The organism is Microbacterium hibisci (assembly GCF_015278255.1).
GTDB lineage: Bacteria > Actinomycetota > Actinomycetes > Actinomycetales > Microbacteriaceae > Microbacterium > Microbacterium hibisci.
Genome location: NZ_JADIJC010000008.1, coordinates 41,321 through 53,172, shown reverse-complemented (window position 1 = coordinate 53,172; position 11,852 = coordinate 41,321). Strand labels below are relative to the sequence as shown.

Sequence of the window (11,852 nt, the reverse complement as noted above, 5' to 3'; positions counted from 1 at the left end):
GGGCACCCGACCATGTGGTCAGCCCGCGGCGACCGTCTTGTCGAACTCCGCCTGCACCTTGGCGATGGTGTCGTCGATCGAGCTCTGCCCGTCCTGCATCTCGATCCGCGCCTGGCGGAAGAAGGTGTTGAACGCGCTGAACGTGGTGAGGTTCGACACGTTCTCGTACCAGGCGAGGTTCGGGTTCTCGAGCAGTGCGAAGTAGTCCGCCGCGCCGGGGATCGAGGTATTGCGCTCGATCTCGTCGGCCGCCACGATGTTGGGCGCGAGCCAGCCGTTCTCCTCCATGAGGTTCGCGGTGTCGACCTGATAGAAGAACTCGAGGAACTCCGTCGCCGAGGCGTACTCGGCGTCGTCCTCCTCCGCCTGGGCCGAGATGGCGAGCCCGCCCGCGGTGTCGCCGTTGACCGCGTTCTTCAGCACGTTGATGGTGCCGTCCTGGTCGGGGACGATGAACAGCCCCGCGTTGAAGTCGGGGTCGACCTTGTTGATGTCGTTCAGCCGGCCGATGCCGGCGGACGACGTGGCCATGACGGCCATGTCGTTCACGAGCAGCGTGGTGGTCTGCGCATCGGCCGTGGACTGCCAGCCCTCGAGCACGTATTCGTTGGTGATGTCGAGAAGCTCCTGCAGGGGCTCGCGCAGGTCGTCGATGGTCGCGTCGCCGTTCTGCGCCGCAGTCCAGAAGCCGCCCTCGTCGCCGTACTCAGCGAAGTACGGCGCGGCGAGCTGCTTCCACAGCTGGTCGCTCGGCCATACCTCGGCGGCCGCGGTGGCCAAGGGCGCATCGCCGTTCGCCTTGATCTCGGCCAGCAGGTCGAGGAAGTCGTCGTAGGTCTCGGGCACCTCGAGATCGTTCTCCTCGAAGTAGTCCTTGTTGTAGACGATGTTCAGGCCGATCTCGCCGTTGAGCGCGCTGTAGGGGACGGTGTACACCTCTCCGTCCGACGCGCTGCCCACGGCCTCGGGCTCGATCAGCTCGGTCACCGACTCGGGGATCGGCGCGAGCTTGCCGGCGTTGATGTACGTCAGGGTGTCGCGCATGTCGACGACGGCCGGCCAGTTGCCGGTGGCGTCCATGGTCTTGAGCGCGGTGGCGTAGTCGCTGCCGGCGGGCAGCGGGTCCAGCTGCACCGAAGTGGTGTCGCTCTGCTCGTTGAATGCCTCGACCACCGCGTCGACGACCGAGTTCCAGGTCTCGTCCCCCGTGGCGTACAGGAAGCGGATGGTCGTCTTCTCGGCAGCCGCGCCGCCGTCGCCGTCGCCACTCGCGCTCGTGCAGCCCGCCAGCGTGAGCGTCGCGGCGGCCAGCGCGGCGCCACCGACGACCCACTGTGAGCGGCGGCGCAGCCGGGCGCGCACCCCTGCCCGCGTCGTTTCCTCGTGCATGTGATCTCCCTTGATTCGTGCCGGAACGTTTCCGTCCCGGAGAGAGTACCTCAAAGTGGACAACGTTTGCCACTCTTTCCGAAATCGGCTTTCGGAGGCCCCGCACGGGTCGTCCGGACGCCCGCACGGCGCCCACCGGCGGAGCGCTGCGGCGGCGTCACGCCCGCACGAGCGGCTCGCCCCGGAGGATCGGAATCGCCGTCAGGGCGACGGTCTCCCTCGCCGGAGCGGGTTCGTCCAGCACGAGCGCGAGCGCTGCGCCGCCGAACTCCTCGAGCGGCACCTCCACCGTGCTGAACGCCGGAAGCACGTCGCCGAGCATGGGCACGTGGTCGAACCCCGTGACCTCGATGCCGTCCGGAGCCGCGACGCCGAGCTCGCGAAGCCGGGCGATGACCCCGACGGCCATGGCGTCGCTCATCGCCGCGATGACCTCGACCTCTCCCAGCCGATCGTGGAGAAGATCGACCGCGCGGTATCCGCCGTCGCGCGAGAACTCCGTGTGCACGATGTCCTCCTCCGCCATCCGGATCCCGTGGTCCGCGAGCCCCTCCACGAACCCGCCGACGCGTTCGAGTGCGGTGACTTCGCCCGCGGGCCCGGAGACGATCGCGAACCGGCGCTTGCCGGCATCCGCCAGCCCGTCGGCCAGCAGGCGAGCCGCATGCCGATTGTCGACGGTCACCGTCGGGAAACCGAGGTCGTTGTCGCCGATCACGACGATCTTCGCGCCATGGTCGCGCAGCACCATCAGCTGCTCCTTGACGGATGCCTCGCGCGCGGGGTCCGTCGTGCGGCTCGTCGCCATCACGACCGCCAAGTGGCGCTCGCCGCGGAGCTGAGTGAGGATGTCGAGCTCGCGCGTCGAGTCGTCACGTGTCGTGCGCACGGCGACCGAGATGCCTCGCTCCTCGGCGGCGTGCATCATGCCCGAGATCATCGTCGCGGAGCCGAAGTCGTCGATGTCGCCCACGATGAAGGCCACGGTGCGGGCGCGACCGCCCTTGATGGCCTGCGCAGCGGGGCTGACGGAGTAGCCCAGGGTGCGTGCCGCCTCCTCCACACGACTGCGCAGTTCGGGCGACCCGCTCTGCTTTCCCCGCACCCCGCCGTTGAGGGCCCGGGAGGCAGCGGGCACCGACACGCCCGCCAGGCGCGCCACGTCGGCGAGGGTGGGCGGCTTGGCTGCGTGCGTCATGTCGTCCTTCCGCGGCTGATAACGCTATCCAGTATCGCGGATGCCACACGCACTGCGGGGAGCGCGGGCCACGGTCAGCCCCGCCCCGCAGTCGACGCGTCACCGCCGCACGCGGTACGCCAGGTATACCGAGCCGTTGCCGAAGCGGCGCTCGTCACGCAGCTCGAGATCGAGGCGCAGCCCTTCGTCGAGGAACCGCGTGCCACCACCGACGACGGCCGGGGCCACCACGATGTGCATCTCGTCGAGCACGCCGGCGCGCGCCGCCGCCGAGGCCAGGCGACCGCCGCCGATCGCGACAGGGGTGGGCGAGGCATCCGTCATCTGCCGCACCTCGACGGGGTCGAACGAGCGGCGCAGCTCGGTGCGCCGGGTCGAGACCGCATCGAGACTCGCCGAGTAGACGACCTTGTCGATGTCGCGCCACTGCAGGGCGAATTCCCGCTCGGCAGGCGAGAGCTCGTCGAGGTCGAAGTCGTCCCACGCCTTCATGACCTCGTACACGTTCCGCCCGTAGAGGTGCGTCTTCGCCGGCGCGAACAGATCGTTGACGAACGAGTGCACCTCGGCGTCGGGCGTGGCCCAGTCCCAGCGGCCGTCGGGTCCGGCGATGTAGCCGTCGAGGGACGCGGCGTTGAAGTAGATCAGCGAGCCCACGCTCCCGCACGCTACCCGGCACCCGACGCGCCGACCACCCCTCGGCAGATCCTCGGCGACGCCACTTGCGGCGGGGGCGGATGCTAGGGCTATTGTTTTTCGATAGCTACATGCCGTTTATCGATAGGTGAAACATGCGCGGTACGACGATCGTGATTCTGAAGGCGCTCATCGCGGTGCTGATCGCGCTGCTCCTGGTGTGCCAGTTCGCGGTGCTGCCCGGCATGGCCCGCTCGCTCGCGGGGATGTACCCGTACCTCGCCTACCTCGAGGTGCCGGGCGTGATCATCGGCGTGATCTTCACGCTGTGCGCCCAGGTCGTGCTCGTGTGCGTCTGGCGCCTTCTCACGCTCGTGCGCGCCGACAGCATCTTCACGCCGCGCGCGTTCGTCTGGGTCGACGTGAGCCTCGCCGCCGTCGTCATCGCCACCGTGCTGGTCGTCGCGACCCTCGCCTTCATCTGGACCGCGCCGTCCGGCTCGCCGTCGGTCGTGCTGCTGTGCCTCCTCGGCATCGTGGTCGGCTGCGGATTGTCGCTGCTGCTGGTGGTGCTGCGCGGGCTGCTCCGCAAGGCTTCTCAGCTCGAGCACGACCTCTCGGAGGTGGTGTGATGCCCATCATCATCAACCTCGACGTGCAACTGGCGAAGAAGAAGATGTCGGTGACCGACTTCGCCGCTGCGATCGACATCACGCCCGCCAACGTCTCGGTGCTGAAGAACGGCCGGGCGAAGGCGGTGCGGTTCACGACGCTCGACGCGATCTGCCGGGTGCTCGAGTGTCAGCCGGGCGACATCCTCGAGTGGGTGCCCGACGATCACCCGGCGGCGATCGCCGCCACGGAGGCCGGGGCATGAGCACGGTCGCGGCCGCAGGTTGGAGCGCACCGGCGTGGAACGACGCCGCGATCGCGGAACTGCTCGACGTCGCGCGGTGCCCGGTGTGCACGCGGGGCATCGTGGCCGAACGCCGCTGTCCCGTGTGCGGCGCCGACTTCACCGGCGCGATCGGACACGACCTCTGGGTGGCATCGCAGCGGGCCGTCGATGCACTGCGCGCGCGGCAGACGCTGCTCGAGCAGGTGCCCGTTTCGACGTACGGGGTCGCCCGCAGCGCCGCGGCGGACGCCGCGGCCACCGCATCTGACGCCGCGACCACCACCGGCGCCACGGCCGCACCCGCCTCAGACGCCGAATCCGCGGCGCTCCCCTCCGGCGCCTCCGCGACGGTGCAGTCGGTGCTCGCCGTCGCGGGTGCCGGACTCGTCGCGATCGCGGCCGTCGTGTTCACGTTCTTCAACCCCGACCTCGCCGATCCCCTGCCGCGCGCGGCCATCATCGGCGCGATCGCGGCCGCCTTCCTCGGCGGCTCGGCACTGCTGTCGCGCCGCCGCCTGCGGTTCTCGGCCGAGGCCATCGGCGCGCTCGGGGTGGTCTTCCTCGCGCTCACTGTCACGGCCGCGCTGCCGCTCCTCCCGCCCGCGTTCCACGCGTGGGCGTTCGCCGGACTCGCGGCGCTCGTCGCCGGCGGCACGCTCGGCGTGCTCGGTCCGCGCGTCGGAATCCGCGCCTGGGTGTGGAGCGGCACGCTCGCCCTCGCGTTCGCGCCGCTGATGCTGTCGCTCGCCGCCGGCTCCCCGCTGGCGGCGACGACCGGATGCCTCGCCTCCGCGGCGGCGGCGAGCGCCCTGGTCGCGCTCGCCGGTCGCGGGGACGCCGGCTTCGCACGACCGCTGACGACTGAGCGCGTCACCCTGACCGTCGCGCAGTTCGGGCTCACCGCCGCGGCACTCCTGGTCGTGTGGGGGACGGATGCCGCCGCCGGCGTCCCGGTCGCCGTCCTCGCCTCCGCGGTCTTCGTGTGCGTCGCGGCGCTCGCGGTGGCCTCGGCCCGGCACCCCGCCGGCGCGGTGTGGACGGGCGCCGCCGGCGCGGCGATCGTGGCGGCGTTCGCGGTGCTGCCGCTCGCCGTCCCCTCATCCGCCATGGCCGGGTGGCTCGGCGCCTTCCCGGTCGCCACCGCCCTGGGACTCGTCGTCCTCGGAGCACTGTCGCCGCTGCATCGCGCCGTGCCGGCGGGTCCGCTGTTCGGCGGGGCCGTCGTGGTCGTGGCGGCCGTCGCGGTCGTCCCCACCATGACGGCGCTCCTCACGCTCGCGGGCACGCTGGCACGCCCGTCGGCCGATGTCGTGATCCTCCCCGAAACGGCCGCTCTCAGCCTCACCGCCGGACTCGCCGCCCTCGCGCTCGGCCTCGCCGCGTTCGCCGCCCTCACGGCACCGCGTGACGCCGTCACCGACGACGGCGCCGGGGCTGCGGCATCCGATCTCCCTGCCGCGAAAGAACCCGACGGACCGGAGCAGCCGGACGGGATCCGGATGCCGCGACCGCTCGGCACGCGCCGGCTCGGGTTCGTCGGGGCCTGGTTCGCCGTGCTCGCCTTTCTCACCGTGCTGACCCTCGCGCAGATCGAGGTGTCGGCCCGCATCGCGATCGCGCTGGGCGCGGCCGTCGTCGTGAGCGCGGTCGTGGCCGCAGGGCTGCGCGACGCCGGGGCGGCCGTCCGCATGCCCCTCGTGGCGGGCGCGCACGCCGCCGTGGTGTTCGCCGCCGTGCTCTCGTGGCATGACGACGCGCTGACCGTGTGGGCCGGCGCCGCCGTCGTCGCAACCACGGCGGTCCTCGCCACGACGGTGCCGCGCGCGGCGCGGTTCGTGCACGTCGGCGTCGCCTTCGCGTACGCGCTGGTGGTGTTCGCCACTGCGCTCGCCCGCAGCGGTGCCGACGCGATCGTGGTGGTCTGCCTCACCACCTGCGTCGCCGGTGCCGTCGCCATCGCGGTGACCTTCATCCGTCGTGTGCCCTCGCGCGAGTGGTACGCCGTCCTCGCCGTGACCGCCGTGCCGTTCGCGATCGGCGTGCTGCAGGTCGTGATCCAGCGCAGCGGGTGGACCGCACTGTCGACGACCGTCGTCTTCCTGTTGGCTCTGACGCTCGTCACGACGACGAGGCGTGGTCTGAGCGTCGTCGTCCGCACGCTCGCGGCCGCGACCCTCGTGCCCGCGGCCGCGGTGGTGGCCGTGTGCCTCGGTGCCGAGCTCCTGCCGATGAGCGGCTCGCCGGTCGTGCTGCCGGTGATCGCGGCGCTCGTCGCGGGCGTGCTCGCATCGGCGGACGCGCTGCGCGAGGCGCTCCGACGGCGTGTACCTCGACGGCACGCGCGCCTCGCCGTGGTGGCGGTCGAGGCATCCGCTCTCCTCACCGCCGTCATCGCGGTGCTGCTGTCGCTCGTGCGCGCGTCGGCCGGACTTCCCACGACGCTGCTCGTGCTCCTGATCCTCGGCATCGGGTTCGTCGCCGAGGCGCTGCTCTCACCGCGGCGCTCCGCGTGGCCTCTCGCGGGCGCAGCATTCACGGGGGCGCTGTGGAGCGCGTGGGGCATCGCCGGCGTCACGGGCCTGGAGCCGTACCTCCTGCCGCCGGCGCTCGTCGCCGCGCTCGTCGCGGCGGTTCTCACGGCGCGCGGACGCCCGGCTCCGGGCCTGTACGCCGCCGGGCTCGGCGTCGCCGTCGTGCCCGTGCTGGTCGCGCTCGCCCTCGCGGGGACGTACGCCGAGCCGCCGGTGCTCACACTCGGGGGCGGCTCTCCCGCCCGGGCGTACGGGCTCGTGGGTGCGGCCTGGCTGCTGGTCGCGGCATCCGTCGTCGTCACGAAGACCGCCCGCCCGCGGATCAGGCGCCTCCGCGCGCTGCGCGTGCCGACGCTCGCCGCCGCGGTGCTCGCGGCCACCGCCGCCGCGGTGCAGGGCGTGCGCTGGGGCGTCGGGCTCGATGCGGCGCCCAGCGATCCCGCGGTCGTCGCCGCGCTCGCGTTCGGGCTGCTGGGCACCGGCGCCGCGGCGAGCGCCGCCGCGCTGCTGCGCCGGCAGACCCCCGCCGACTCGCCCCTCGCCGAGACGCGATGGCTCGGGGCCCCCGCCGTGCTGATCCTGGGCGTCGCGACGTGGCCGGCGATCGAGCGGGACTGGTTCGTGATCTGGACGATGTGGGCGCTGCTGCTGGCGCTGCTCGCCTTCATGGTCGTGGTCGCGGCGCGGAGCCTGCGGGGGCCGACCGGGCTGCCGCCGGTGTGGTTCGTGTTCGCGGTGTCGTTCGTGACGGCGGTGGTCGCCTGGAGCCCCCGCGACCTGCGGGTGGAGTGGTTCTCACTGCCGCTGGGGGCGTTCCTCCTCGCGGCCGGCGCGCTCGCGCTGCGGCGACCGGCGGGCGGGCCTTCCGGCCGGCCGGCGACCGGCGCGCCACGGCGGACGCTCGACTCGTGGCCCGCGGGATGGACCGGGTCGTGGGCACTGCTCGCTCCCGGGCTCGTGACGATGCTCAGCGCCTCGGTCGCGGCGACCTACACCGACCCGCGCACGTGGCGCGCGATCCTCGTGATGGCGATCGCGCTCGCGGCGATCCTGGTCGGCGCGACGCAGCGGCTCGCGGCGCCGTTCCTCATCGGCATCGTCGTGCTGCCGGTCGAGAACGTGCTCGCCTTCATGGTGCAGATCGGCCGCGGCATCGAGGCGATGCCGTGGTGGATCACCCTGTCGGTCGTCGGCGTCGTGCTCCTCATCATCGCCGTCGGCTACGAGCGCCGCGCCGGCGACGAGACCGGCCTCGCCGCGCGACTGCGCGACCTCGCCTGAGCGGACCCGCAGCGACACGCGCGGGCGCGGCCCGGTCAGGAGCCGAGGGTGACGTCGACCTGGATCTCGGTCGCGAGGCGCTCGAGGTCGCCGGTCAGCTTCGCGAGATCGACGGATGCCGGAACCCGGGCGACGACCGTCGCCTCGAACAGTCGGCCGCCGTACATCGCCGCCTCGGTGGTGCGGGTGCTCAGGTGGTCGATGCTCACCCCGTGGGCGCGGAGCGCGGCCGAGACGTCGCGCACGATTCCGGGATGATCGTTGCCGATCACCTCGATCGTCAGCGGCCGGGCATCGGTCGCGGGCGGCTCCTCGGTGCCGGCGTGCACGGTGACCTTGAGCAGGCCGTCGAGCACGCCGAGTGCCTCTCGCAGCTCGGCCGCGCGCTCCGGCGCGATCGACACCTCGATGATCCCGGCGAACGCCCCCGACAGCTCGGCCAGCTGACTGTTCTCCCAGTTGCCGCCGTGGTTGCCGACCACATCTGCGACCGCCGCGACCAGTCCTGCCCTGTCGTCGCCGACCACGGTGAGCACGAGCGTCGTCATGGGCTCACTGTACCGACCGTGCCGCAGCAGCGGTCCTCGGAGACCCGTGCGACGTCGTGGGATCAGCCCTCGCGCTGGGCGAGCAGCTCCTCCATGCGGGCGATCTCGATGCCCTGGTCGGCCTCGACATGACGGGCGAAGACATCGATGTCGGACTCCTGACCGCCGCCCTCCGCGTAGAGGTCGGTCACCATCTGGATCGCTCCCTCGTGGTGCTTGATCATGTACGTGAGGAAGAGCCGGTCGAACTCTTCGCCCTCGGCGCCCTCCAGCTCGGCGAGCTCGGCCTCGGTGAGGAGCCCGGGCATCGACTCGGACGTATGCGCGTGGGACTCGTCGGGATCGCGCACGGGTTCGCCCCGCGTCTGCAGCCAGGTCTCGAGCTGGGTGATCTCATCGGTCTGACTCACGGCCATGCGTTCGGCCAGCAGCCGGATGTCGTCGTCGGTCGTGCGCTCGTCGACGTAGCCGGTCATCTCGATCGCCTGCGAGTGGTGGTGGAGCATGTCACGCACGAAGAGCACGTCCTGCTCGACGTAGGTCGGCGAGTCGAGCTCGGCCGCCTCCTCCGGCGACAGCGTGCGGTTCGGCTCGCCCGGCGCGCCCAGCTGCACGACGGGGCTGGTCGGCAGCGGCGCGACCTCATCCGGCTCTGCCGTGCACGCCGAGAGCCCGACCATGAGGAGGGCCGCGGCACCGAGCAAGACCAATCGGGTCGGGGTCGGCGTCGACATGATCGAACCTCTCGTAGGGATTGCTCCATCATGCGCGGCCGAGGGGCCCTGACGACCGACGAAACAGAAAGTTAATGATTGCTGTAGCGGTGGCTCACACGTCACCGATACGTTCCATTCATATAACTGCATACCGACGCAGTATGCGAAGTGCGATCGGCTCCGCCCCCAGACGGCGCGGAATGCACTTCGGCGTGAGCAACAAACCGACATATCGATGATGCAATGCTGATTTGGAAGGCCACACCTGCATGAAGACACGATCTCCCCACAGATCGCATTGGCGCACTCGCACGCTTGCCGCCGTCGGCACGCTGGCGCTCGGGTTCTCCATGATGACGGCGACCACCGCGCTGGCCGACGCCGCCGACCCCGACCCCCGCGAAGGCCTGACCGCCGGACTGCATGACGCCGGCCAGGCGGCGAGCAACATCGCCCTGCTGTCGGCGCAGCAGAAGACCTCGCCCTTCACGACGAACTCCGATCTCGCGTTCACCGGCGACTACGCGATCGCGGGCAACTACTACGGATTCCAGATCTACGACGTCAGCGACCCCGCGTCGCCGAGCCTCGAGGGCACCTTCGTGTGCCCGGGCGGGCAGGGCGACGTCTCGGTCTTCGGCGACCTGCTCTTCATGTCGGTCGAGTCGGCCCCGGGCCGCCTCGACTGCGGCACGACGAACGTCTCGGCGACCGACCCGCAGAACTTCCGCGGCGTCCGCGTCTTCGACATCTCCGACATCCTGAACCCGGTGCAGGTCACCGCGGTGCAGACGTGCCGCGGCTCGCACACGCACACCGTCGTGGAAGACCCCGACGACACCGAGAACGTGTACGTCTACGTGTCGGGAACCGCGGGCGTCCGCACGACGACCACCGCGCTCGAAGGCTGCGTGAACCCCACGAACGCCAACACCGAGGAGGCCTACCTCGACGCGAACGGCAACCCCATCGACACGGCCCGCTTCCAGGTCGAGGTCATCAAGGTGCCGCTCGCCGACCCGGCGTCGGCGGCGGTCGTGAACGAGGCGCGCCTGTTCACTGCCGAGAGCGGCAGCCCCGCGGGCCTCTGGCCGGGCGGCAGCCACGGCGAGGGCTTCCAGAGCACGTCGGCCACCGACGCGTGCCACGACATCACGGCTTACCCCGCGATCGGCCTCGCGGCCGGAGCATGCGAGGGCAACGGCATCCTGATCGACATCAGCGACCCGGTGAACCCGGTCCGCATCGATGCCGTGACCGACCCGCGCTTCGCGTACTGGCACTCGGCGACGTTCAACAACGACGGCACCAAGGTCGTCTTCACCGACGAGTGGGGCGGCGGCAGCGGCGCACGATGCCGCGAGCAGGACCCCGACAACTGGGGCGCCAACGCCATCTTCGACATCGTGGACGGCAAGCTCGAGTTCCGCAGCTACTACAAGATGCCGGCGGTCCAGACGGCGCAGGAGAACTGCGTCGCGCACAACGGCTCGCTCATCCCGGTGCCCGGCCGCGACATCATGGTGCAGGCCTGGTACCAGGGCGGACTGTCGATCTTCGACTTCACCGACAGCGCCAACCCGGTCGAGATCGCGTACTTCGACCGCGGCCCGATGAGCGCGACGAGCCTCGTCACCGGCGGCTACTGGTCGACCTACTGGTACAACGGCAACGTCTACGGCAACGAGATCGGCCGCGGGTTCGACAGCCTCGCGCTGCAGCCGAGCGCGCACCTGAGCGCCAACGAGATCACGGCCGCGGGTGAGTACTCCGTCGGCCTGTTCAACGCGCAGGCCCAGCCGCGGTACGAGCACGCGCCCAGCTTCGCGGTGGTGCGGTCCTACGTCGATCAGGCCGAGCGGGCGGGCACTCTCGCCGGCAAGGCGCTGACCGACGCCCGCGGCCATCTCGACAAGGCCGAGATGCTCGCCGCGAAGGGCAACGGCGGGTCGGTCGTCGATCACCTCGCCAACGCGGCGCGCAAGTCGGGTGCGGCACCCGACTCCGACCTGGCGCAGGCGATCGCGGCTCTGTCGGCCACGTTCGGCTGACACCCGCAGCGACAGCACGACGGTGCCCGGTGGTCTTCGGACCGCCGGGCATCGTCACGTCGGGGCCCGGAAGAACGCTCCCCGCACCTGCCCGCGCCGCGACGTCCGGGATCAGGCCGGAAGGAGATCGTCGCCGACCGGGAAGGGCAGCCGGAAGCGCTCCAGCACCGCCCCGACGGCCGACGCCGCCCCGTACTCGTCGGCGACGACCGTCACGCCCCGGGGGCTCGCCTCCGCGATCCGCACCGGGCGCTCCGCGCCCTCGCGGCGCAGCGTCCAGCGATCGGCGAGGTAGCCGATGCCGAGCTCATCGAGCAGCTCCTCGGCGTCGAGCCAGTCGATCGGGTCGCCGGGCGCCGGCGTGCGGTCTCGGCCGAGCAGATCGTAGACCCGGAAGCCGGCGCCGTCGGCGCGCATCCAGCCCACGAGCTCGCCGTCGGCGCGGCGGTGTTCGATCCAGTCGGCAGGGAGCATGGCAACCGAGCGTAGCGATCCGGCGCACCGGAAGTCACGCCGGTTCTCCACAACGCGCGTCGCGGTCGCGCGCGCGGGTGCGGCATCCGGATAGCATCCCCTCGGAGATCGCACGTGGGGATGCGCGGTC

Annotated in this window: 10 protein-coding genes; 4 read left to right on the top strand and 6 right to left on the bottom strand. The window is 71.5% G+C overall.

Features of this window, described 5'->3' with window-relative positions; all coding sequences use genetic code 11:
* Positions 1-18: 18 nt before the first annotated feature.
* From IM770_RS14400 to IM770_RS14390, 3 genes are all read right to left on the bottom strand, one after another.
* A complete protein-coding gene (locus IM770_RS14400; RefSeq protein WP_203581852.1) occupies positions 19-1,389 on the bottom strand; it encodes an ABC transporter substrate-binding protein in 1,371 nt (456 codons plus the stop codon).
* Positions 1,390-1,546: 157 nt separating this feature from the next.
* A complete protein-coding gene (locus tag IM770_RS14395; protein ID WP_203581851.1) occupies positions 1,547-2,587 on the bottom strand; it encodes a LacI family DNA-binding transcriptional regulator in 1,041 nt (346 codons plus the stop codon).
* A 99-nt stretch (positions 2,588-2,686) separates the two neighbouring features.
* Positions 2,687-3,244 (bottom strand): dihydrofolate reductase family protein, encoded by a 558-nt coding sequence (locus tag IM770_RS14390; protein ID WP_203581850.1) that lies wholly within the window; start codon positions 3,242-3,244, stop codon positions 2,687-2,689.
* 134 nt (positions 3,245-3,378) lie between these two features.
* Here IM770_RS14390 and IM770_RS14385 point away from each other — a divergent pair, with 134 nt between their 5' ends.
* Genes IM770_RS14385 through IM770_RS14375 form a run of 3 tightly spaced genes read left to right on the top strand, consistent with a single transcriptional unit; the run spans position 3,379 to position 7,933 of the window.
* The gene (locus tag IM770_RS14385; protein ID WP_203581849.1) at positions 3,379-3,855 is read left to right on the top strand and encodes a DUF2975 domain-containing protein; all 477 of its coding nucleotides are present in this window, start codon (positions 3,379-3,381) and stop codon (positions 3,853-3,855) included.
* Entirely contained in the window at positions 3,855-4,100 is a 246-nt protein-coding gene (locus IM770_RS14380) for a helix-turn-helix domain-containing protein (RefSeq protein WP_109209632.1), read from the top strand. Before IM770_RS14385 ends, IM770_RS14380 begins: the two co-directional genes overlap by 1 nt.
* Entirely contained in the window at positions 4,097-7,933 is a 3,837-nt protein-coding gene (locus IM770_RS14375) for an SCO7613 C-terminal domain-containing membrane protein (protein ID WP_203581848.1), read from the top strand. The genes IM770_RS14380 and IM770_RS14375 overlap by 4 nt, the downstream gene beginning before the upstream one ends.
* A gap of 35 nt (positions 7,934-7,968) precedes the next feature.
* On the opposite strand, the gene IM770_RS14370 is transcribed toward IM770_RS14375, so the two are convergent.
* A complete protein-coding gene (locus IM770_RS14370) occupies positions 7,969-8,481 on the bottom strand; it encodes a glycine cleavage system transcriptional repressor (RefSeq protein ID WP_203581847.1) in 513 nt (170 codons plus the stop codon).
* 62 nt (positions 8,482-8,543) lie between these two features.
* Positions 8,544-9,215, bottom strand: a complete 672-nt coding sequence (locus tag IM770_RS14365) for a DUF305 domain-containing protein (RefSeq protein ID WP_203581846.1) — start codon at positions 9,213-9,215, stop codon at positions 8,544-8,546.
* 335 nt (positions 9,216-9,550) lie between these two features.
* Between IM770_RS14365 and IM770_RS14360 the strand changes: the two genes are divergently transcribed.
* Positions 9,551-11,248: a hypothetical protein gene (locus IM770_RS14360; RefSeq protein WP_203581845.1), complete on the top strand. Its 1,698-nt coding sequence runs from the start codon at positions 9,551-9,553 to the stop codon at positions 11,246-11,248.
* 111 nt (positions 11,249-11,359) lie between these two features.
* Here the strand turns inward: IM770_RS14360 and IM770_RS14355 are convergent, their stop codons facing one another.
* Complete coding sequence (locus IM770_RS14355; protein WP_203581844.1) at positions 11,360-11,722, bottom strand: hypothetical protein; 363 nt, start codon at positions 11,720-11,722, stop codon at positions 11,360-11,362.
* Between the last annotated feature and the right edge of the window lie 130 nt (positions 11,723-11,852).